We start from the raw sequence: 20747 nt of genomic DNA, 5'->3' as shown, positions 1-20747 counted from the left end.
TGAAATATCAAAAAAGAGACAAATAGATAACAGCGCCATGGGCTTCGGGGCCTCAGGCGTCTACGCTCCGAAGGAACTCATTGGCCAACCCCACCCTCCGTCCTCCTCGGCTCAAGGCCGAGGAGGACGGAGGGTGGGGTTGGCCTTCTCTCCAACTCGCTCGCCTACAGAGGCATTTTCCGATGGCGCATTTATCATGCGTCACTCGTGCCGCAGCGCCTCGATTGGATTGAGATGCGCTGCCCGTCTCGCCGGGAAATAGCCGAAAATCATGCCGATTGCCGCGGAGAAAAGAAAGGCGACGGTGACCATCATCGGGCTGAAGACGAAGGGCACTTTCAGGAGGGTGACCGCCACCAGACCGAGGCTCAGGCCGAGCACGATGCCGGTGATGCCGCCAAAGAGCGAGAGCGCCACCGCCTCGACCAGAAACTGGGTCAGCACCTGGCTTTCGAGCGCACCGATTGCGAGACGAATGCCGATTTCGCGGGTTCGCTCGGTGACGGAGACCAGCATGATGTTCATGATACCGATGCCGCCGACGAGCAGGCTGATGGCGGCGACCGCGCCGAGCAGGCCGGTGAGCAGCGTCGTCGTGCCGGTCATCGCCTCGGCGATCTGGGTCATGTCGTTGACGTTGAAATCGTCCTGCCGGCCGGGAATAATCTTGCGGCGTTCGCGCAGCAGATTTTCGACATCGGCCTGCACCTTGGCCGTGGGCACACCGTCGCGCGCCGAGATGATGATCTGCGGCACGTTGCTGTTGCCGCTGATGCGCCGCTGGAACACCTTGACCGGCATGATGACCACGTCGTCCTGATCGGTGCCCATGCCGGACTGGCCGCGCTTGGCAAGCACCCCGATAACTGGGCAGGAAACCTTGCCGACGCGGATCTGCTGGCCGATCGGATCGCCGGCGCCGAAGAGCTGCGAGCGAACCGTCTCGCCGATAATGCAGCGGGACTGGCCGCGCTCTTCGGCGGGGGTGAAAGTGCGGCCGAGCGCCAGGCTCCAGTCCTGCGCGGTGAAATAGTCGTTGGTAGTGCCCGAGACGCTGGTCGAATGGTTCTGGCCGCCAAATATCACCGTTGCCGTCGACTGGTTGAGCGGCGCCACCGCCCTCAAGCCGCCGATCTGGTCGCGGATGGCGGCGACATCCTTGACGCTGAAGCGCTTGGCCTCGGAACTCGCCCGGCCGGGGCCGAACTGGCCGGGACGGACAAACAGCATGTTGGTGCCGAGCCGCGACAGTTCGGTCGAAACCTGTGCCGTCGTGCCGTTGCCGATCGTCACCAGCGCGATGACGGCGGCAACGCCGATGACGACGCCGAGCACGGTGAGGAACGAACGCAGCATGTTGCGGCTGATGGCGCGCAGCGCGAGCTTCAGCGTCTCAAAGAACATGATCCGCCCTCCTCCGATGCTCCAGCTCCGTCTCGAGCTTGCCGTCGACGAAGCGCAGCAGCCGCCCGGCATAGGCGGCGATATCGGGCTCGTGCGTGACCATGACGATGGTGATGCCATGCTCGCGGTTCAGCCGCGTCATCAGATCCATGATCTCGACGCTGGTCTTGGTGTCGAGGTTGCCCGTCGGCTCGTCGGCGAGCAGCAGCGCCGGTTCAGTGACGATGGCGCGGGCGATGGCGACGCGCTGCTGCTGACCGCCGGACAGTTCTTGCGTCTTGTGGTGCTCACGCCCGGTGAGGCCGACCAGCGCCAGGGCCTCACGCGCCCGTTCACGCCGCTCGCGCACCGCCATGCCGCGATAGATCAATGGCAGCTCGACATTCTCGACCGCCGAGGTGCGCGACAACAGGTTGAAACCCTGGAAGACGAAGCCCAGCATGTGGCGGCGCAACAGCGTCAGATGGCTGCGGTCGAAGCCGCTGGTCGGAACGCCCTGGAAGATGTAATCGCCCGATGTCGGCACGTCGAGGCAGCCGAGAATGTTCATCGCCGTCGATTTGCCGGAGCCTGACGGCCCCATGATCGCGACGAACTCATGGACATCGATCGCAAGATCGACATGGTCGAGCGCGCGGATCGCCGCCTCGCCCTCGCCGTAGATTTTCGAGACCTTCCTGAATTCGATCAGCGGCGGGTTTGTCATCCGTGTCTCCGCCTAATTCGTCCGCACCGTGGCGTCGGTCACCAATGCGTCATCTGCCTTGAGGTCGCCGGAGACCACCTGGGTGAACTGGCCGTCGGACGAACCGACCTGGATAATGACGGGCGCGGCGCGGCCGTTGCGCAGCACCCAGACGCGGCGCTGCGCTCCGGTCAGTATCTCACCGGAATTGCCGCCGCGCCGGCGTGGCGGCCCGAAGATCCCGAGAATGCCGCGTCCGCGCCGTTCCGCCTGCGGCGGGGCATAACGCAAGGCGGCGTTCGGCACCATCAGCGTATCCTTGACGGCCTCGACGGTGATGTCGGCGGTCGCGGTCATGCCAGGGCGCAGCAGCAGGTCGGCATTGTCGACCGAGAGCACCGCCTTATAGGTCACCACGTTATTGACCACTTCGGAGGCGAAGCGGATCTGCTCGATCTCGGCGGGGAAGGACCGGTCGGGATAGGCATCGACGGTAAATTTCGCCTTCTGGCCGACGGCGATCTTGCCGACGTCGGCCTCGTCGACATCCACCTGCAGCTCCATCTTCTTGAGATCGCCGGCGATGGTGAAGAGAATTGGCGCCGAAAGCGAGGCGGCGACGGTGGCGCCCGGATTGACGGACCGGGTGAGAATCACGCCGTCGATCGGCGAGACGATCTTTGCCTTGGCGAGATTGACCTCGGCAAGCTGCAGGTCGGCCTCCGAGGCGAGAACCTCGGCTTCGTTGATCTGTTTGGCGGCGACGGCGGAATCATATTTGTAGGTGGCGTCGTCGAGACTCTGCTGGGTGGAGACATTGCCCCTGACCAGGCTCTTCAGCCGCTCGAGCGAGGTGCTTGCCGATTCGAGATCGGCATTGGCCTTGGCGACATTCGCCTTGGCCGAATTGACCTTGGCGCGCGAGCTCTTCACATCCGCTTCGAGCTTGTTGGTGTCGAGCAGCGCCAGCACGTCGCCTGCCTTGATCGTGCTGTTATAATCGACGTTGACGTCGCGGACGGTGCCGGAAAGTTCGCTCGATATGTCCACCTGCTCGGTCGGCTGCACCGAACCCGTGGCTGTGACGAGTACCGTCAGGTCGCCGCGTTTTACCGGCTGGGTGGCGTAGCTCACTTCGCTTTCCCCCCGGCCAGCATAGAAGTATGCGGCACCCGCGGCGGCAGCGAGGATAATCAGTAGAACGAGCAGACGCCCGCGCCAGCGGCCTCGCTTGTTCTGCCTTGCCGACGCGGCAAGAACCGCTGCGAGGTCGGGCGTCGCGCCGGCCTTTGCTCCGGTTTCATCGCCGCTTACGATTTTGTTCATGTCATCCTCGATCAGTCAGTGGCCGCATCGGCCTGCAATGAAATAATCACACCGCAGATGAACCGGGAATTAGCGTTGCCGCCGAACTGGCACGGAATTGCGGACAGGTGAAATGAAATATTGGTAAGAAAACTCAAGTTTCCGCACGGCGGAGCCTATCGCGCAAAATTCTGCAGTGCTTTCGGCTCCCCATAGGCAGCAATCGCCGACGGTCAATCGGCATCCTCGGCATGTTGCCCGGCACCCGGCAGCGGATGCAGCCACGCTTCGCGCCGCTTGATCCAGACTTCATGGCTCGGCTCAAGATCCGTCGGCGGGCTATCGAGCGAGCCGAGGCGGATTTCCACCGCCGCCTCCTGAAGGCAGAAAAGCCTGCTGCCGCAGATGGGACAGAAGCTGCGACCGGCGAAAGTGGCAATCTCGCCGCTATGGGAGAAAGCCGAGCGAGGCCAGAGCGCAAAGAAGACGAATGCGGAGCCGCTCGATTTGCGGCAATTGGCGCAGTGGCAGAGGCCGACGCGAAGCGGCTCGCCCTTCACTTGGTAGGCGATCGCTCCGCAAAGGCAGCTTCCCGTTCTGATGCTCATGGACTGCCGTCAGGAGTCGAGCTTGGTGGGGAGTCGCGGCGGGCGCCGCTTGGCCGCCATCAACAGGTCGAGCTCGGTGGCGGAGGGGCCAAATTTGTCATAGAGGCGCTTGGCCTCCTTGTCGTCCAACCGGTATTTTCTGGCAAATTCGCTCATGCTGTAGGGGCGGCCACGCAACACTCTTCGCGCCGGGGTCGCCGTTTTCGGTGCGTCGGTCATGGTTTTCTCCTTTCCTCAGCTTCCCTGTAAGTTAGAGCGGCCCATCTATTTGAAAAGAGTCGAGCGGCCTCGGCGGGGCCGTCAACCGGGACGGATGCGGCTGATTTTCCTGGAACCTTTTTGCCGAGAGACGGTTTTCGAAGCGAGGCTGCGGGCCGCGCCAAGCGGACGCGGCGGCGCTGGAGAACATCGGGATTTTTCCGCTTTCTCCCGATGGCCAACGAAATGGCAGGCGAGCTCCCTACCCGCCCGGTCCGCTTCCTCATCCTCATTCTCGGGTGAGATCACGAAATGTTAAAATGCGGAACGCATGCGCCGGGGCGAGGTTGTCAAGACGAGGTCGACGTGGCCTCAGTTCAAAACCAAGGAGAAACCAAATGGCAAACCAAGGTGGAACCCATGAACAGCACGTCAAGGCTGGGCAGCAGAGTCACAAGAACGACTCCAATACCCGCAGCGCCTCTTCAGGCAGCCGCGACGCGCAGTCCAGCGGAAGCCGCGGCGGCAGCCATGAGCAGCATGTAAAGGCTGGTCAACAAAGTCACAAGAACAGCCACTAAAGCTGTCGCGACATGAAACTCGGCCCGCGCCCTCCATTCCGGCGCGGGCTTTTTGTTTCAAGACAGACGCCGGCCGTCCTCACCGAAGAGGTGGAGAACCTGGGGGTCCAGATGCAGCGGCAGGCTGTCGCCCGATTTCATCTTCTGCTGGCCCGCAAAGACGGCGATCAGCTTCTTGCCGGCGGCTTCGGTGTGGACGACGGTTTCAGAACCCAGCTCCTCGACAAGGGTGATCCGCGTGTCCAGCCTGGCTGCGGCGGCTGCATCGGCGAGGCTGATGTGCTGTGGCCGGATGCCGATACTGATCCTTTCGCCCACGGGGCCCGCCTCCTTGGCAATGACGGAAAGACGGTGGCCGCCGACGGTTTCGACTTGCGCGAAACCGTCCTCGTGACCCACGATCGAGGCTTCCAGAAAATTCATGTGCGGCGCGCCGATGAAACCGGCGACGAAGCGGTTGGCCGGCTTGTTGTAGAGTTCCAGCGGCGTTCCCACCTGCTCGATCCTGCCGCCTCTCAGCACGACGATGCGGTTTGCGAGGGTCATCGCCTCGACCTGATCATGGGTGACGTAGATCATCGTCGCCTTCAGGCGGGCGTGGAGCGCGGCGAGTTCGGCGCGCATGCTCACCCGTAGCTCGGCATCGAGATTGGAGAGCGGCTCGTCGAGCAGGAAGGCATCCGGCCGGCGCACGATGGCGCGGCCGATCGCGACGCGCTGCCGCTGACCGCCGGAGAGCTGGCCCGGACGGCGCTGCAGAAACGGCTCGATCTCCAGCATGCGGGCGGCGTCAGCGATGCGTGCTTCGATCTCGGCCTTCGCCACCTTGGTGTTCTCCAAGCCGAAGGCAAGGTTTTCGCGCACGCTCATATGCGGATAAAGCGCATAGGACTGGAAAACCATGGCAAGGCCGCGGTCGGCCGCACCGATCGCGGTGACGTCCTTGCCGTCGATGGCGATACTGCCGCCTGTGGGCTTGTCGAGACCGGCGATCAGGCGCAGCAACGTCGATTTTCCGCACCCGGACGGGCCGACGAAAGCGACGAACTCGCCGTCATTGACCTCAAGCGAGACATCGCGGATGACCTCGACGGCGCCGAAATTCTTGACGATGTTCCTGAGCTCGAGTCCGCTCATGCACTCTCCTGTTTCATATTATTTCAGCCCCGAGCCGGCGATACCAGTCGTGATGAAGCGCTGCAGGAAGACGAAGATCAGCACGACGGGGATCATCGAGACGACGGTCATGGCGAGGATATAGTGCCATTGCACATTGAGCTCGCCGGCATAGACGTTGAGCCCGACTTGCAGCGTGTAGAGTTCCTTGCGCGACAGCACGATCAGCGGCCAGAGGAAGTCGTTCCAGCGCCAGACGACCGAGAAGATCGCCAGCACCGCCAGCGCCGGGGCCGACAGCGGCAGGATGATGCGCCAGTAGATCTGCCATTCGCTGGCCTTGTCCATGCGTGCCGCATCGATCAGCTCGTCGGGGATCGTCAGCATATATTGGCGCAGCAGGAAGACGCCCGTCGGCGTGGCGACGGTCGGCAGGATGACGCCCCAGAGGCTGTCGAAGAGGTTCAAGCTGCCGATGACCGAATAGAGCGGCACGACGATCACCGAGAGCGGCACCATCAGCGTCGCCAGGATCATCAGCATGACGGCGGTGCGGCCGGGAAACTGGTATTTCGACAGCGCGAAAGCGGCCATCGAATTGACCAGCAGGGTGATGGCCGTCGCCACCACCGTCACGAAGACGGAGTTGCGCAGGAACAGGAAGAAGTCGAAGCGTTGGAAAGGCTCGGTGTAGTTGTTAGTCGCGAATTCGACCTCACGCACCGGCGTGCGGTCCTTGATGTTGACCTTGACGATTTCGCCCGGCTGTTTCGGATCGACCATCTGGCCCATGATACCGATGCGGCGGACTTCGGCGAGAACATGGGTGCTGCCATCCGGCATCGTCACATTATAGAGCGGCAAAGGCTTGTCGTAACCCGGCACCAAGGCCTGCTCGGTGACATAGGGCAGGACGGACGGCGGGAACTCGGCAAGGGCGGCCGGTGTCTTGAACGAGGAGAAGACGAGCCAGATGGCCGGGCCGAACATCAGGATGACGCCGGAGATCAGCCAGATCCAGGTGACGACATCGGTCCAGTGCCAGCCGCGGCCGCGGCGGCGAAGCAGGAAGGTGGCGACGGCGCTCATAGACGTTTCCCCTTCTTCTCGTTGCGGCTGCTTGCGGCGAGCTGGACCAGCGTCAGGATGACGAGCACGATGCCCATCAGGATCGAGGCGGCCGATGCAAGGCCGGGATTGCGCAACGAACTGGCAAAGCCGGTCTCGTAAATAAACTGGGTGATGTACATGGTGCTGGTGCCAGGCCCGCCGCCGGTGAGCACGAAAACCTCGTCGAAGATCTGCACGGCGCGGATCAGTGCCAGGACCAGGACGACGATGAGGTTCGGCATCAGCAGCGGCAGGGTGATCCGCCGGAAGATGCGGGTGGGGCTCGCCTTGTCCATCGCCGCCGCTTCGTAGAGATCCCTCGGGATCGCCTGCAGGCCGGCGAGCAGGATCAGCGCGTAAAAACCCATATGCGCCCAGACCGAGACGAAGACAGCGAAGAAGAAGGCCCAGAAACGATCGCTGAGCCAGGAGAAGGGTTCGAAGCCGAACGGGCTCAGCGCATAGTTCAACAGGCCCTCGCGCTGAAGGATCCACTTCCAGATCAGGCCGACGACCACGGGCGACAGCAGCACCGGAAAGAAGAAGACAGCGCGCCAGAAGCCGCGATTGGAAAGTTCGCGATTGAGGATCAACGCCGTTGCGAGTGCCGCGACCAGCATTGCCGAGACCTGGAAGACGACGAAGACGGCGGTGTTGCGCACGGCGGCCCAGAAGGTGTCGGCAGCACAAGTGGAGGGGTCGAGATAAGAGCGGCAATCGAAGAGGATGCGGTACTGCTCAGCGCCGACATAGGTCCTGTTCGGCAGGAAGATGGCGCCGCCGCTCGTCGTCGAATAGATGAAGTTGATGACCAGCGGCAGGAGCACGAAGATTGAAAAGATCAGCATGTTGGGCGCCAGGAAGACGCCCGCCATGCCGCTCAGCCCCGTCAGCTTCTGCCAGGCGCGCATCGGGATGTCGATCATCCCCATGACGAGCCTGACAGGCGCAAGGAGCGCCTGCCGCAGACCGGCTTTCGCCGGTGGTTCGGAAGAAACCGTCTTCTCCGCCATTCGTTCGTCCGTCAGTTGCCGCCAACCTTGGCCTTGATGTCCTCGTCGATGCGGGCGTAGGCGTCGTCGAGCTTCATTTCGCCGGCGATGACCTGGCTGATGCGGGCAACGATGGCGCTGTAATAGGCATCCGACCACTTCCAGCCCGGCAGCTTCATCGCAGGAGCGGCTGTCTGGCCGGCCGATTCGACGAAGGCCTTCAGCGCCGCCTTCACATGCGGATTATCGGTCTTGAAGTCCACCTGGCCGGCGGCCACACCCTTATGCGCGGGAATGAACAGGCTGCGCTCGGCAAATTCCTTCTGCACGTCGGCGCTTGCCAGGTAGTCCATCACCTTGGCGACGTCCTTCGGGTTCTTGGTGTACTTGACGGCGACGAGACCCGCACCGCCCTGCATGCCGGTGCAGGCGACCGTGCCGCAGGGGCTTCCGGCCATGATCCAGTCGAAACTGTCGCCGATCTTCTGCGCGAAGCCCGAAACCTGCCAGCTGCCCGAATAATAATAGGCGAGACCGCCATTGATGAAATCTTCGGCCGCAGCGCGATAGGTGCTGCCGGCAGCACTGACCCAGACGTCCTTGTTGACGGTGCCGTCCTCGTTCCATTTGACAAAGCGGCTGAGGAATTCCTTGGAGCCCTGATCGATGGGCGCCGGCTTGCCATCAGCGGCGATATAGTTGGCGCCATAGGAAATATTCGGGCCGGAGACACGGTGGCCGGAGCGGTCGATCGCCATGGCGAAGACTTTCTGGCTGTCAGCGACCTTCCTGGCCGCCGCCGCCCAGTCATCCCAGGTTGCTTTCGGACCGGGAATTTCGACGCCGGCCTGCTCGAACAGCGTCTTGTTGACGAAGCCGCCGGTCAGCGTCAGCTGGGTCATGAAGCCGGTGATGGCGTTCGAACCATCGGGGCGCATCCAATCGGCCTGGGCGCCGAAATTCTCGTCCCAGTATTTCGCATCGGCGAGGAGCGGGCGAAGGTCGAGCCAATGCTGCGCCTGCGCCTTCAGATTGGTGACGCGGGCGATATCCGGTCCCTTCCCGGCTTCCAGCTGCACCGGCAGCTGTTCCTTGACGACGTCATAGGAGACTTCGTCGAGGATGACGTTGACATCGGGATTGGCCTTGGAGAAACGCGCCAGCAGATCCTTGATCACCTCGCCTTCGCCGCCGTCGGAATACCACATGATGCGCACGTCGCCGGCATGGGCGGCAACGGAACTCAAGAGAACCGCAGCAAAAGCCGCGCCGATCGATTTCATTCTGGTCATAGTCTCCTCCTCTTGACCGCTGAATTCCTGCGCCCGGCCGGGTCCTCCACCGGCCGAACAGTCGTCTACGAGGCAGCGCGCCGCCGCTGCCTGCCCGGTATCTCCAGATGTATCGCTTCTCCCCGCACCGACCAGTCCGAGGGTCTCAGAATACGGCCTTCGGCGCGCACGGTGCCGTCCTCTTCGAAGACGACCTGACCGTAATCTGGATCGACGATGATCAGTGCACCCTCATTGTCGCGGCGGGCTGTAAGCGTGGCGAAGCGCGCCCGCATGCCGTCGAGGCCGTCTTCGCGCCCGAGATCGGAGAGACGGACAATCCAGCGCCCCGTGCGGCCGGCCAGGCGCAACTCGACATCCGTCGCCGGCCCGTGTTTCACCGGTTCGAGCAGGCCGTTGCCGACCAGCATCGCAAGCCCATTGCCGGAGCGGGCGAGCGCCAGCTTGCCGTCGACCAGCTTCTCGTCGAAGGCTTCGAGCGGGAACCAGGCATGGGTGAAATCCGGCTGGCCCTCGTGGATGTCGAAATCGAGAATGGCGAGGTCACGATATTGATGCACGCGCGGCAGCGTTCCGCAGCCACCCCAGAAGCTCGGCCGGCCGTAGCCGAACTGAATGGTTTCGCCGGGATGGTTGATCCAGATCTGCGCTTCCGGCCGCTCGCCCAAACGCAGATGCAGAACCGTCTCCTGATAACCCCAGGCGCCTGGGCGATAATGGGCGATGGTGCCGAGTGCGGTGTCGCGCGTCTTGTAGTGATAGAGGGCGGCGAAGCGGTTCTCGCCCTGGGAAAAGGTCCATTCCTGCGCGCCGTCGGACTGGTGCGCAGCGATGGCCGCGAGCTCTTGCGGAAAACGCAGACCATGATCGCGGATGCAGACGGCCAGCTGCGGCAGCGCGTGGACGCGGCGGCCGTACCAGCCGCGGGCCCAGAGTAGCCGGGCGATGGCCGACAGCTCGACCGAGCGGCCGGGACGCAGCGTGTGTTCGTAGGAGCGGCCCTGGCTGCCGGTCAGCATGCCGTGATGAGCCGAGCGGGCGACAATTTCCATCAGGCGGACGATGCTGGCGCTCGCCCGGGCGCGGATCGCCTCATCCGGGGCGCAGGCGGCAAGCGCCGTCAGACCCTTGAGGTCGATCGGAAAATAGGGAACGGAATTCCACTCGGCCATTTCCCAGCGCTCGAAATGATCGAGCCAGGCGCGGACGCGCTCTTCACCAACCTTCATCTGCTCGGCGCCGGTGCGGCCGGAACGGACGAAGACGGCATCGGGGAACAGCCTGCCGCCGAGATAGGCGGCAGTGTGGAAGAGCAGCGCGTGGTTTTCCGAAAAATACCACTGAACGTCGTTGCCCGGCTCGTCCATCCAGTAGCGGTAATTGAGAACGGCACGCTCGATCCGCTGCCGCAGGGCTTGCGACAGCAGATCGCTCCAGCGCGTATAGGCAAACAACAGTGGAACCAGCACGAAATCAGCGCAATCGTGACATTCCTCGATGACCGGCAGCATGGCCGAAATCATCGCCTCGGTCTCCTCGCCGCCCTGCCCCAAAGCCAGGCGCGCGAAGGCGCAGACCGTATCGGGCTCGGAATGGGCGGCGACCTCGGCAAGCGCCTCGGCGACGCGATCCTCGAGCGCGGCGGGCGCCAGTCCCTGGCGCTGGGGATGGCAGATCTCGACACCGAGCGTGCGGCTGATAGAAAATTCGCCTGCTTTGAACGTGATCCGGAAATGGCGGAAATCGGCGGGCATATCGGCCGAGGGGCCGAGTTCCAGCTTCGTTGCTCCCGCTTTCAGCGCGAATTCATAATCGAAGCGCTCGACCGACATGAAGTCGCCTTCGATCTCGACATGACAGCTCAACGCCACCGGCAGCGGCGCGGGAAACAGGATCGTCACGTCTTCGCCGAGATAGGCGGTGCGGTCGAAGCGCATGCCTTCGAGGATTGCTTCCAGCTCGTCCGCGTCACCGGCCGCGATGGGGACAGGCACCGATGTTTCGACCTCCGGCCCATCGAGATAATCCAGCTGGAAATAGAAGCGGGCATCGCGCTCGGCGAGATCGTCGAAATAGATGCGGATCTCGTTGTGCCCCGCCGTCAACTCCACTTCGAAGGTCTGCTGGGCTTCCAGATTGCGCACGTAAGGCGCCATGAAACCCTGCTCGCGGCCGTTGACGAAGAGGATGGCGCCGCCGCAGGTCGACAGGCGCAACGTGGCGGAACCAGCGGCGCGAGCGTCGAGAACGGTGCGCGCCCAGCAGCCGATGCGCGTCGGGCGAAACCAGAATCCGGAGAGATCGACGCGGGGCGATGAAAAGGGAAGCCACCAGCGGACGGCCTCGAATTCGGCAGCCGGCTGCGGCCGCCGTCCGGAGAAGGATGCCTTGAATTCGGTGCGGCAGGGATATTCATGCGGGATGAAATTCTTCGTCTTGGTGACGAAGAAAAACGGATCCATGTTGCCTTCCATCGGCCGGTCGGCAACGTCGTAGCGCGCCTGTGAGAGCGAGCCGAGCTGCCAGTAGACGATCGGACTCTGTTTCGCGGTCTTGCGGCGGAGATAGGACTGCTCGGCGGCCATGCTTCAGCCCGCTTGAGCTTTAACACGCCGGGCAAAATGCCGACGCATGGACTTGCCGTCAAACCGCATCTTCAAAGCCTCCCTGCTCTGCCGCCTGTCGCTGACACGTCAATTGTGCATAGCCATTCCGTTTGCGCAATCTGAAAGATTTTTGCATACTTCAAGAGGGAGCGAGGAGATGTGATGGCCGCGGAGCAGAAAAAAGGCAGGCGCACACGCCTCGACGACATCGCCGCCCGCTGCGGCGTTTCGATCAGCACAGTGTCGCGGGCGCTGGCCGGCGAAAAGGGCGTCAGGCCCGAGATCCGCAAGCTGGTGCTGGAAACGGCGAGCGCTGTCAGTTACGCGCTACCGGCGAGCGTCGCCGGCAAGAAGGTCATGCTCGTCGCCTCCGGCGCGGCGATGATCGACTATGTCCGCAACCAGTTCACGCTCCACGTGCTCGAAGGATTGAACGCGCGCGCGTCCGCCCTCGGCATCGAGATGGCGATGCGCCCGGTCGCCGACAAGGCCGATGAAACCCGCGTCATCGCTGAGATGCGCAATGATGCAAGTTTCGGCGGCATGCTGATCCTGACGGTCGACGAGGAGGACATGCTGGCGGCCGCCGCCGATCTCGGGAAGCCCGTCGTGCTCGTCAACAGCGACGATCCCTATATGCGGCTTTCGAGTGTGACGCCCTGCAACCGCTCGGCCGCTTTCATCGCCGCCGAGCGCTTGATCGAGGCCGGGCATCAGCGCATCCTGTTCATGCTGCGGCCGGGACGGCGGACGATCGAGCGGCGCCTGGAGGGGTGGCGCGACGCGCTGCAGCATCATGGGCTGACGGCCGATGCCGACCTGGTGCTCGAGGTCGAAGACTGGTTGCCGGAACTCGGCGCCGAGGCGATCACCCGTCTCGTCGGCGACAAGGGTCTTTGCTTCACCGCCGTTCTGACGGCAGGCGACAGTCTCGCAAACGGCGCCGTGCGCGGATTGCAGGCGATGGGTTATGCAGTGCCGCAGGATGTCTCCGTCATGGGCATAGACGACCTGCCGCAATCGGCCTTTCTCAATCCGCCTCTGTCGACGGTGCACATCCCGATGCGCGAACTCGGCGCCACCGCGCTCGACCTGTTGCGCGATATGATGCTCGGCCTTGCCTTGCCGCGCCGCCGTGTCGAGCTTGCCTGCCATGTCGTCGAAAGAGGCAGCGTCGCAGCCGTCCGCCATCCGGTTGCCATGGATCACATCAAGCCAATCGCATGAGGTTATGCCGATCATGAAATTCCTGGCGATATCCGGAAGCGCCCGCAGAGCCTCGACCAATACGGCCATGCTATATGCCCTCCAGTCGGCTACCGGGCCGGCGCATACGCTCTCGGTCTATGATCGTATTGGCGAGCTCCCGGTCTTCTCGCCCGATCTCGAACTTCCCGAGCCTCCTTCCGAAGTGGCGGCTCTTGCAAAGGCGATCGCGGATGCGGATGGACTGATCCTGGCGAGCCCCGAGTATATCAGGTCAATCCCCGGCGGGCTGAAGAACGCCATCGACTGGCTCGTCTCCCGCAACGAAGTGATCGGCAAACCGATCGTGCTTGTGCACGCGTCGCATCGCGGCGACGACATGCTGCAGCAGCTTCGCACCGTTCTTGCCACGCTGAGCGAGCGCTTCAACGAGCAGCTCTTTCTTCGCCTCCATCTGATGAAGCTTTCCCCGGAAGAAATTGCCGAGCATCTTTCCGCGCCCCGGCATCAGGAGGAGATGCGCGATTTCCTCGAGGCTTTCGCACGCTATTGCAGTGCAGCCTGAGGCTCGGCTGCGCAACGACCCCGTCAAGCCTTCATGAAGCTCGCCTCGAACAGCTCCTGCGCATAGGCATCATGCGTCGTGCCGGCCTGCAGATCCGCCTTTGTGAGTTCGTCGACGAAGCCGCCGTTCTTCATGATCAGCACCCGGTCGCACATATGGGCAATGACCGCGAGATCGTGACTGACGAGCAGATAGGTCAGCCCCTTCTCCTCACGCTGATCGGCAAGCAGGTTGAGGATTTCGGCCTGGACGGAGACATCGAGCGCCGAGGTGGGCTCGTCGAGCAGCAGGATCGGCGGCGACAGGATCAGCGCCCGGGCGATCGCCACGCGCTGCCGCTGGCCGCCGGAAAGTTCGTGCGGAAAACGGTTGGCGAAGCTTGCCGGCAGGCCAACCTGGATCAACGCCCTTTCCACCTTCGACCAGATGTCGGAATGGCGCATGGCGCGCAGCGGCTCGGCGAGCGCGGTGCCGATGCGGTGGCGCGGATGCAGGGATCCGTAGGGATCCTGAAAAACCATCTGGGCTGAGGTCAATTCCTCGCGGGAGCGCTTCTTGCCGATCGGCCTTCCGCGAAGCTCGATCTGACCGGTCCAACCGGCCTCCATGCCGGCGAGGCAGCGCAGCACCGTCGATTTGCCGCAGCCGGATTCGCCGACGATGCCGAGGGTCTCACCCTGGCCCACCTGAAAACTGATGCTCCTGACGACATGATTGCTTGATTTGCCGGAGGAAAAGACGACGTCGAGGTCACGGACATTGATCATTGCGCCGTCTCCAGATCGAGTTTCGCCCGGTCGAGAACGGCAAGCCGGCGAACCGGGTGCTTCGGGTCGGGCAGCGCCGCTATCAGCCCGCGCGTATAGGGATGGCGGGCCTCTTCGAGACTGGTCAGCGTTTCGACGATGCGACCGGCATACATGACGATGATGCGCTCGCAGAAGGCTGCCACCATGCGGATGTCGTGGCTGATCAGGAGCAGGCCCGAATTGTTCTCGCGCACCAGTTCGTCGAGCAGCAGCAGCACGTCCTTGCGGACGCTGACATCGAGCGCCGAGGTCGGCTCGTCGGCAATGACAAGCTTCGGCCGGGCCAGCAGCATCATGGCGATCATCACGCGCTGGCCCATGCCGCCCGATATTTGGTGAGGATAAAGCGCCATAACCCGGTCGGGATCGCTGATGCGCACGCGCTCCAGCATGGCGCGGGCTGCATCCAACGCCTGGCTCTTGCCAAGACCGAGGTGAAGGCGTGCGGCTTCGGCGATCTGTTTGCCGATCGAGAGCACCGGGTTCAGCGAATAGCGCGGATCCTGCATGATCAGCGCGATATCCTTGCCGCGAAGCGCGCCCATCTGGCGCTCGCTCTTCGACAGCAACGGATCGCCACCGAGATCCAGACGTTCGGCGGTGACGACCGCGGCCGGCGGCAGCAGACGCATGATGGCGCGACCGGTCGTCGACTTGCCGGAACCGGATTCTCCGACGATGCCGACCCGTTCCCGCCCGACATCGAAACTGACATTAGAGACGGCGGGCACGGCCCCTCGCCCGAAGCGAACGCTCAGGTCCTTGACGGACAGAACGGGCTGCGAATCATGATCTTTCATTTCAAGATCTGGCATGGCGGGGATCCAGAATGTCGCGCAGAGCATCTCCGGCGATGTTGAAGGCAAGGCTGGTCAGCAGGATGGCGATACCGGGCATGACGGCGACCCACCAGTAATCGAGCATGAATTTGCGGCCGTTGGAAATCATCGCGCCCCATTCCGGTGCGGGCGGCTGGGCGCCGAGGCCGAGGAAGCCGAGCGAGGCCGCCGTCAGGATGATGCCCGCCATGTTGAGCGTCAGGCGCACGATGACCGACGGCACGCACATCGGCGCGATATAGAGAAGAAGAATGCGGATCGGCGAGGCGCCGTAAAGGCGGGCGGCGACGACATAGTCGGCATTTCTGACGACCAGCGCCTCGGCGCGCGCGAGCCTGGCGATCGGCGGCCATGCCGTCAGCGAGATGGCGATGATGGCCGTGGTCAGGCCAGCGCCGAGTGCTGCCGCAAAGGCGAGCGCCAGGATCAGCGACGGGAAGGACAGAACGATATCGGTGGCGCGCATCAAGAGCGCATCGGTGCGCCCGCCGAAGAAACCGGCGACCACGCCGATCAACAGTCCGATCGGCCCGACGATCAGGGAGATCGACAGCACGGTCTGAATGGTGATGCGCGTGCCGAAGATCAGACGGCTCAGAATGTCGCGACCGAATTCGTCGGTGCCGGCCCAATGTGCGAGGCTCGGCGGCTGCAGGGCGTCGCCAAGCGATTGGATGACCGGGTCATAAGGCGCCAGCAACGGCGCGAAGATCGCAATCAGGCAAAGCAGGCCGAGGATGACGAAGCCGGCAAGGCCGAGCGGCTCGGCAGCCAGCTTACGGCCGGCACGGGCAAACGACGCCGCCATGCGGCTCGGCACGCTCGGAGGACGGATCTGAATCTCGCCGCGGATAACATTGCTCATCGGGCTGGGGCTCATCGCGCCACCTCCCGCATGCGCGGATCAAATATGGCGTAGGCGACGTCGGCGAGGAAGTTCAACAGCATGAAAATGAAACCCACAATGATGGTGCCGGCCACGATGGCGTTCATGTCGCCGATCATCAGCGCATTCGTCATGTATTGGCCGATGCCCGGCCAGGAAAAGACGATTTCCGTCACGACGGCGCCTTCGAGCAATCCGCCGTAGGAAATGGCCAGGATGGTGATCAGCTGCACGGCGATGTTCGGCAGGACGTGGCGCCAGATCGTGCCGAAGGGGCTCACACCCTTGGCGCGGGCCGCAATGACGTAATCCTGGCTCAACTGCTCGAGGGTGAAGCTGCGGGTCATGCGGGTGATGTAGGCCATCGCGGCATAGGCGAGGATGATGGCAGGAAGGATGATATGGCCGAGGGCATTCCAGAAGATTTCCGTCTCGCCCTGCAGGAGGCTGTCGACCAGCAGCAGCCCGGTCTGCGGGGTGACGAGGCCTTCGTAAAACACATCGATCCTGCCTGGCCCGCCGACCCAGTTCAGGCCGGCATAGAAGATGACGAGGCCGACGATGCCGAACCAGAAAACCGGGATCGAATGACCGACGAGGGCGACTACGCGCGCGACCTTGTCGATCACGCTATCGCGAAACAGCGCCGCGACCAGGCCGAGCGGGACGCCGACAAAGGTCGAAATGATCACGGCAAGCGTGGCCAGTTCGAAGGTCGCCGGAAAGGCCTGAGCGAGATCGGAAGAGACGGGGTTGCCGGTGAGCACGGCCGTGCCGAAATCACCATGGGCGAGCCCGTTCAGATAAAGGAAGAACTGCTGATAGATCGGCAGATCGAGCCCTAGACGCGTCCGCATCGCGGCATAGGCGGCGGGATCGGCGAGTTCGCCGACGATCGCGCCGACGGGATCCGTGGGCAGGACGCGGCCGATCACGAAGGTGACGCAGAGGAGAATGAACAGGCTGACGAGCAGATGCGCCAGGCGTCGGCCGAATTCGGCTACAGAGAGTTCCTTCATGATCGGCTGCCTCGGGAGTATTACTGGGCTTCAGACTTGGTGACGCCTTCGAGGCGTGTCAGCTGAGTCGGATGGCCGACATATCCCTCAACCTTGCTCGACAGGACGATCGGCTCGAAGCGTTCGAACATAGGCAGCACCGCAGGCTTCTGTTCGACGAACATCTTCTGCATCTCGACGTAGAGCTCGCCGCGCTTCCTGGCGTCCGGCTCCATCGATGCCTTGGCCGTCAGCGCCGTCAGCTCCGGGATGTCCCAGGCCGAGCGCCAGACGAAGTTGCCGGCATTATTGGCTTCTTTCGAGTTGTCGGGGTTGGACGAGAACTGCTCCATCGAGCCGAGCACGTTCGGCATGTAGGCGCTGGTCTGCGGGATCAGCAGATCGAAGTCCCTGGCGCGATGGGCGGCGATGATTTCCGAGCCGTTGCCCTGCTGGATGTCGATCTTGATGCCGACCTGGGCGAGCGACGCCTGGATGGCCGTGGCAAGATCGATGCGCGGCGTCTGCGCGATCGTCTTCAGCGTCAGAGAGAAGCCGTCCTTGAACCCTGCTTCGGCCAACAGCTGCTTGGACTTTTCGACGTCGAGATGCCAGTCGGGATTCGGGATCGCAGATTCGAAATTCTCCGGAACCGGAACGTTTCTCGCCCGCCCGTAGGGACCCATGATCGTCTTCTCGATGCCCTTGTAGTCGATGCCATAGGCAATGGCCTCACGCACCTTCGGGTTGGACAGGTACTGGTTGCCGGCGTTCATCGACAGCACGTAAAAGCCGCCTGTGGGAATGCGCTGGATGGTAAAGCCCTGCTTGTCCTTGAAGGTCGCGAGGTCGGCTGCGGTCATGGCGCTGGCGATATCGATGTCGCCGCGTTCGAGCATCAGGCGCTCGACCTGGCTTTCAGGCACATGGCGGACGATGACGCGCTTCATCTTCGGAGCGCCGGTGACATAATCCTTGTTGGCGTCGAGGATCACAAGCTCGTTCGGGGACCAGCGGTTCAGGGTGAACGGACCGGAGCCGGCCGAATGCGTACGCATCCAGGCATTGCCGTAATCGTTGTCAGCGACATGCTTTTCGACTTCGACGCTGTCGACGACGCTGGTGGTCGAGGTCGTCAGCCGGTAGAGCAGCATCTCGGCGGTCACCTGGCCGGAAAAATCGATGCGCACCGTCTTGTCGTCGACTGCGGTGACGAGCTTGTCGACATTGTTCTTGTCATAACCGACGCGCTTGAGGTTCGCCGCAGCAGCCTGGTCGAGCTTCAGAAGCCGCCCGATGGAATAGACGACGTCCTTCGCTGTTACCGGATTGCCGGAGGCGAAATTGGCCTGGCGCAGCGTGAAGGTGATGCCCTTGTCATCGACCTTCCAGCTTTCGGCCAGCTGCGGCACGATCTTGCCATCCGGCGTGCTGTTGACCAGGCGGTCGTAGAGGTTCGACATGATCTCGACAGCCTTGCCCTCGGTCGCTTGATGCGGATCGAGCGACAGGACCTGCGCCAGCGATGTCCCGATCACCAGCTGATCCCTAGGGGTGGCGGCGTGCGAGAGCGGCGCAGCGATCGTCAGAGCGCCGATGACGGCGCCGACGAACAGGCCTTTCGAAAAATGCTTCATTGTAACTCCTCCCTGGATTACTATAAGAGACATATTATGTCGTCCGTATGTCGTATTATGATTTATCGAAGTCCGATTTGATTTGCAAGACCCGTGCGGAAGACGTGAGGCAAAGGAACTGGGGAAACGAGAATGACGACACTTGGCCGTGGTCGGCAAAGACTGGCGCAGCAGGTCATCGATCAATTGCGCGCGCAAATCGAGACGGGGAAATTGCGCGTCGGCGACCAGCTGCCGACCGAGCCTCAGCTCGAATCGACCTTCGGCGTCAGCCGCACCGTGGTGCGCGAGGCGATTGCGGATTTGAGGGCTGCGGGTTTTGTCCGGCCGATCCAGGGCAAAGGCGTATTCGTCGCGGATCCGAAGGTTCATTCGGTCATGTCGCTGACGCCGGTGGAAATTAAAAGCATTCCGGAAACTCTTGAGTTGCTGGAGTTTCGCATGGCGACCGAGGGTGAAGCGGCAGCGATTGCCGCCTATCGCCGCACGGCCGAGCAGGAAGCGGCAATCCGCGAGGCCAACCGCCGAATGGCGCAACTGATCGAAAGCGGACAGCAGACGGTCGAGGCTGATTATGCCTTTCACATGGCGATCGCCGCCGCCACCAACAACCGGTTCTATGTCGATGTTCTCCGTCATTTCGGCCCGCGCGCCATTCCCCGCGGGCAGTTTCCGACGCTGCCGGAAGCCAATGACCGCGAGTATCTGCAGAAGGTCTATGCCGAGCATGTGGAAATCCTGTCGGCAATCGCCGATCAGGATCCCGACCGTGCCCGCCAGGCGATGCGCGCGCATCTGATGGCGAGCCAACGTCGCTATCGGATGCTCGCCGAACAGCAATAGGGCTCGACACTCTCAAAAATTCATATTATGTCATATGACATTGTTGAATTTGGAGAGGGTCTCTAATGTATCTTGGAACACAGGTGGCGGCGCGCGACGATGACGATTATCGGATCTTCGCGCAATTGGGGGTGAAGCATATCAGCGCCGATCCGCCGGGACAGCCGAGCAGCTGGACGCTTGCCGACATCGAACGCCATCGCGACAAGGTCGAGAGCTTCGGCCTGATCCTCGACATGATCCAGCTGCCCCTGCCCTCGCAGCCGATCGAGAAGGCTTCCTATCCCGACATCCTGCTTGCCGGGCCTGAGCGTGACCGGCAGATCGACGCGGTTTGCCAGATGATCGAGGATGTCGCGGCGGCCGGCATTCCGGCTGTGAAATACAATCTCAACCTGATCGGCATTCCGCGCACGCCTGATGAACCCGGACGCGGCGGCTCGCTGAACGCCAGCTTCCGCTGGGAGAAGACCGATCAGCAGGCAGCCCCCGGCCTTGCCGGCGTGCTCTCCGAGGACGAAAACTGGGAACGGATCGATTATTTCCTCGAACGCGTCGTGCCGGTCGCCGAAAGCAATCGCGTCAGGCTCGCCTGCCATCCGCACGACCCCTATACGCCGCCCGGCTATCGCGGCGTCACGCGCGTGCTCGGCACGGTGGAGGGGCTGAAGAAATTCGTGCAAATGCGCGAGAACCCCTATCACGGCCTCAATTTCTGCCAGGGCTCGGTCGGCGAGATGCTCGAAAATCCACGCGAAGAGATCGACGACATCATTCGCTGGTTCGGAGAGCGCAACAAGATCTTCAACGTCCACTTCCGCAACATTCGCGGCGGCAAGCTCTCCTTCATGGAGACCTTCCCGGACGAGGGCGACATGGACATGGTCCGCTCGGCCAGGATCTACAAGGAAGTCGGCTACAAATACATGCTGATGCCCGACCATGTGCCGACCGTCAGCGGCCAGGATCCGTCCGCCACCGCATTTGCCTTCTGCTACGGCTACATCGCGGCACTTCTGCAAGTGCTCGAGAACGCCTGACACGATTTTCAACACGTAAGGAATAGG

At 62.6% G+C, this 20747-nt stretch carries 20 protein-coding genes; 5 read left to right on the top strand and 15 right to left on the bottom strand.

The window, feature by feature from the left end:
- Nucleotides 1–201: 201 nt before the first annotated feature.
- The 5 genes from AMK02_RS10515 to AMK02_RS10495 form a co-directional block, all read right to left on the bottom strand.
- A complete protein-coding gene (locus tag AMK02_RS10515; RefSeq protein WP_064802530.1) occupies nt 202–1404 on the bottom strand; it encodes an ABC transporter permease in 1203 nt (400 codons plus the stop codon).
- On the bottom strand, nt 1394–2110 hold the full coding sequence (locus AMK02_RS10510) for an ABC transporter ATP-binding protein (RefSeq protein ID WP_064802528.1): 717 nt from the start codon (nt 2108–2110) through the stop codon (nt 1394–1396). Before AMK02_RS10510 ends, AMK02_RS10515 begins: the two co-directional genes overlap by 11 nt.
- A 12-nt stretch (nt 2111–2122) precedes the next feature.
- Nucleotides 2123–3415, bottom strand: a complete 1293-nt coding sequence (locus tag AMK02_RS10505) for an efflux RND transporter periplasmic adaptor subunit (protein ID WP_064802526.1) — start codon at nt 3413–3415, stop codon at nt 2123–2125.
- 212 nt (nt 3416–3627) lie between these two features.
- Nucleotides 3628–4002 carry a GFA family protein gene (locus tag AMK02_RS10500; RefSeq protein WP_064802524.1) on the bottom strand — a complete coding sequence of 125 codons (375 nt, stop codon included), beginning with the start codon at nt 4000–4002 and terminating at the stop codon, nt 3628–3630.
- A gap of 9 nt (nt 4003–4011) precedes the next feature.
- Nucleotides 4012–4221: a hypothetical protein gene (locus AMK02_RS10495; protein ID WP_064708964.1), complete on the bottom strand. Its 210-nt coding sequence runs from the start codon at nt 4219–4221 to the stop codon at nt 4012–4014.
- A 377-nt stretch (nt 4222–4598) separates the two neighbouring features.
- Here AMK02_RS10495 and AMK02_RS10490 point away from each other — a divergent pair, with 377 nt between their 5' ends.
- A complete protein-coding gene (locus AMK02_RS10490) occupies nt 4599–4781 on the top strand; it encodes a hypothetical protein (RefSeq protein ID WP_064802522.1) in 183 nt (60 codons plus the stop codon).
- A 57-nt stretch (nt 4782–4838) separates the two neighbouring features.
- On the opposite strand, the gene AMK02_RS10485 is transcribed toward AMK02_RS10490, so the two are convergent.
- The 5 genes from AMK02_RS10485 to AMK02_RS10465 all read right to left on the bottom strand — a co-directional run bounded on the left by AMK02_RS10485 (nt 4839) and on the right by AMK02_RS10465 (nt 11876).
- Nucleotides 4839–5918, bottom strand: a complete 1080-nt coding sequence (locus AMK02_RS10485; protein ID WP_064802520.1) for an ABC transporter ATP-binding protein — start codon at nt 5916–5918, stop codon at nt 4839–4841.
- 18 nt (nt 5919–5936) lie between these two features.
- Entirely contained in the window at nt 5937–6986 is a 1050-nt protein-coding gene (locus tag AMK02_RS10480) for a carbohydrate ABC transporter permease (protein WP_064802518.1), read from the bottom strand.
- Complete coding sequence (locus tag AMK02_RS10475; protein WP_064802516.1) at nt 6983–8020, bottom strand: carbohydrate ABC transporter permease; 1038 nt, start codon at nt 8018–8020, stop codon at nt 6983–6985. Before AMK02_RS10475 ends, AMK02_RS10480 begins: the two co-directional genes overlap by 4 nt.
- Before the next feature lie 11 nt (nt 8021–8031).
- A complete protein-coding gene (locus tag AMK02_RS10470; protein WP_064802514.1) occupies nt 8032–9291 on the bottom strand; it encodes an ABC transporter substrate-binding protein in 1260 nt (419 codons plus the stop codon).
- 65 nt (nt 9292–9356) lie between these two features.
- Nucleotides 9357–11876: a hypothetical protein gene (locus AMK02_RS10465; RefSeq protein WP_064802512.1), complete on the bottom strand. Its 2520-nt coding sequence runs from the start codon at nt 11874–11876 to the stop codon at nt 9357–9359.
- A gap of 183 nt (nt 11877–12059) precedes the next feature.
- On the opposite strand from AMK02_RS10465, the gene AMK02_RS10460 reads away from it, so the two are divergent.
- A complete protein-coding gene (locus AMK02_RS10460) occupies nt 12060–13124 on the top strand; it encodes a LacI family DNA-binding transcriptional regulator (protein WP_064802510.1) in 1065 nt (354 codons plus the stop codon).
- Nucleotides 13125–13137: 13 nt separating this feature from the next.
- Entirely contained in the window at nt 13138–13668 is a 531-nt protein-coding gene (locus tag AMK02_RS10455; RefSeq protein WP_064806126.1) for an NADPH-dependent FMN reductase, read from the top strand.
- A 23-nt stretch (nt 13669–13691) separates the two neighbouring features.
- On the opposite strand, the gene AMK02_RS10450 is transcribed toward AMK02_RS10455, so the two are convergent.
- Genes AMK02_RS10450 through AMK02_RS10430 form a run of 5 tightly spaced genes read right to left on the bottom strand, consistent with a single transcriptional unit; the run spans nt 13692 to nt 18837 of the window.
- Entirely contained in the window at nt 13692–14435 is a 744-nt protein-coding gene (locus AMK02_RS10450) for an ABC transporter ATP-binding protein (RefSeq protein WP_064802508.1), read from the bottom strand.
- Nucleotides 14432–15277 carry an ABC transporter ATP-binding protein gene (locus tag AMK02_RS10445; RefSeq protein WP_064806124.1) on the bottom strand — a complete coding sequence of 282 codons (846 nt, stop codon included), beginning with the start codon at nt 15275–15277 and terminating at the stop codon, nt 14432–14434. The genes AMK02_RS10450 and AMK02_RS10445 overlap by 4 nt, the downstream gene beginning before the upstream one ends.
- A 1-nt stretch (nt 15278) precedes the next feature.
- Nucleotides 15279–16181 carry an ABC transporter permease gene (locus AMK02_RS10440; RefSeq protein ID WP_064806121.1) on the bottom strand — a complete coding sequence of 301 codons (903 nt, stop codon included), beginning with the start codon at nt 16179–16181 and terminating at the stop codon, nt 15279–15281.
- Between the two features lie 11 nt (nt 16182–16192).
- Nucleotides 16193–17221 carry an ABC transporter permease gene (locus AMK02_RS10435; protein WP_064802506.1) on the bottom strand — a complete coding sequence of 343 codons (1029 nt, stop codon included), beginning with the start codon at nt 17219–17221 and terminating at the stop codon, nt 16193–16195.
- A 20-nt stretch (nt 17222–17241) separates the two neighbouring features.
- A complete protein-coding gene (locus AMK02_RS10430; protein WP_064802504.1) occupies nt 17242–18837 on the bottom strand; it encodes an ABC transporter substrate-binding protein in 1596 nt (531 codons plus the stop codon).
- A 132-nt stretch (nt 18838–18969) separates the two neighbouring features.
- Between AMK02_RS10430 and AMK02_RS10425 the strand changes: the two genes are divergently transcribed.
- Both AMK02_RS10425 and AMK02_RS10420 read left to right on the top strand, forming a co-directional pair.
- Nucleotides 18970–19680 (top strand): FadR/GntR family transcriptional regulator, encoded by a 711-nt coding sequence (locus tag AMK02_RS10425; RefSeq protein ID WP_064802503.1) that lies wholly within the window; start codon nt 18970–18972, stop codon nt 19678–19680.
- Nucleotides 19681–19745: 65 nt separating this feature from the next.
- Nucleotides 19746–20720: a mannonate dehydratase gene (locus tag AMK02_RS10420; protein ID WP_064802501.1), complete on the top strand. Its 975-nt coding sequence runs from the start codon at nt 19746–19748 to the stop codon at nt 20718–20720.
- Nucleotides 20721–20747: the final 27 nt, after the last annotated feature.

Source organism: Rhizobium sp. N731 (assembly GCF_001664145.1).
GTDB lineage: Bacteria > Pseudomonadota > Alphaproteobacteria > Rhizobiales > Rhizobiaceae > Rhizobium > Rhizobium esperanzae.
The sequence above is the reverse complement of the archived record's forward strand: the minus strand, read 5'-3'. Positions and strand labels throughout refer to the sequence as shown.

Excerpts from the sequence above, each read along its gene's own strand:
- AMK02_RS10500 (WP_064802524.1), bottom strand. The coding sequence starts at position 4,002 with ATGAGCATCAGAACGGGAAGCTGCCTTTGCGGAGCGATCGCCTACCAA.
- AMK02_RS10475 (WP_064802516.1), bottom strand. The coding sequence starts at position 8,020 with ATGGCGGAGAAGACGGTTTCTTCCGAACCACCGGCGAAAGCCGGTCTG.
- AMK02_RS10505 (WP_064802526.1), bottom strand. The coding sequence starts at position 3,415 with ATGAACAAAATCGTAAGCGGCGATGAAACCGGAGCAAAGGCCGGCGCG.
- AMK02_RS10470 (WP_064802514.1), bottom strand. The coding sequence starts at position 9,291 with ATGACCAGAATGAAATCGATCGGCGCGGCTTTTGCTGCGGTTCTCTTG.
- AMK02_RS10485 (WP_064802520.1), bottom strand. The coding sequence starts at position 5,918 with ATGAGCGGACTCGAGCTCAGGAACATCGTCAAGAATTTCGGCGCCGTC.
- AMK02_RS10515 (WP_064802530.1), bottom strand. The coding sequence starts at position 1,404 with ATGTTCTTTGAGACGCTGAAGCTCGCGCTGCGCGCCATCAGCCGCAAC.
- AMK02_RS10490 (WP_064802522.1), top strand. The coding sequence starts at position 4,599 with ATGGCAAACCAAGGTGGAACCCATGAACAGCACGTCAAGGCTGGGCAG.
- AMK02_RS10430 (WP_064802504.1), bottom strand. The coding sequence starts at position 18,837 with ATGAAGCATTTTTCGAAAGGCCTGTTCGTCGGCGCCGTCATCGGCGCT.
- AMK02_RS10425 (WP_064802503.1), top strand. The coding sequence starts at position 18,970 with ATGACGACACTTGGCCGTGGTCGGCAAAGACTGGCGCAGCAGGTCATC.
- AMK02_RS10420 (WP_064802501.1), top strand. The coding sequence starts at position 19,746 with ATGTATCTTGGAACACAGGTGGCGGCGCGCGACGATGACGATTATCGG.
- AMK02_RS10480 (WP_064802518.1), bottom strand. The coding sequence starts at position 6,986 with ATGAGCGCCGTCGCCACCTTCCTGCTTCGCCGCCGCGGCCGCGGCTGG.
- AMK02_RS10465 (WP_064802512.1), bottom strand. The coding sequence starts at position 11,876 with ATGGCCGCCGAGCAGTCCTATCTCCGCCGCAAGACCGCGAAACAGAGT.
- AMK02_RS10435 (WP_064802506.1), bottom strand. The coding sequence starts at position 17,221 with ATGAAGGAACTCTCTGTAGCCGAATTCGGCCGACGCCTGGCGCATCTG.
- AMK02_RS10440 (WP_064806121.1), bottom strand. The coding sequence starts at position 16,181 with ATGAGCAATGTTATCCGCGGCGAGATTCAGATCCGTCCTCCGAGCGTG.
- AMK02_RS10495 (WP_064708964.1), bottom strand. The coding sequence starts at position 4,221 with ATGACCGACGCACCGAAAACGGCGACCCCGGCGCGAAGAGTGTTGCGT.
- AMK02_RS10460 (WP_064802510.1), top strand. The coding sequence starts at position 12,060 with ATGGCCGCGGAGCAGAAAAAAGGCAGGCGCACACGCCTCGACGACATC.
- AMK02_RS10445 (WP_064806124.1), bottom strand. The coding sequence starts at position 15,277 with ATGAAAGATCATGATTCGCAGCCCGTTCTGTCCGTCAAGGACCTGAGC.
- AMK02_RS10450 (WP_064802508.1), bottom strand. The coding sequence starts at position 14,435 with ATGATCAATGTCCGTGACCTCGACGTCGTCTTTTCCTCCGGCAAATCA.
- AMK02_RS10510 (WP_064802528.1), bottom strand. The coding sequence starts at position 2,110 with ATGACAAACCCGCCGCTGATCGAATTCAGGAAGGTCTCGAAAATCTAC.
- AMK02_RS10455 (WP_064806126.1), top strand. The coding sequence starts at position 13,138 with ATGAAATTCCTGGCGATATCCGGAAGCGCCCGCAGAGCCTCGACCAAT.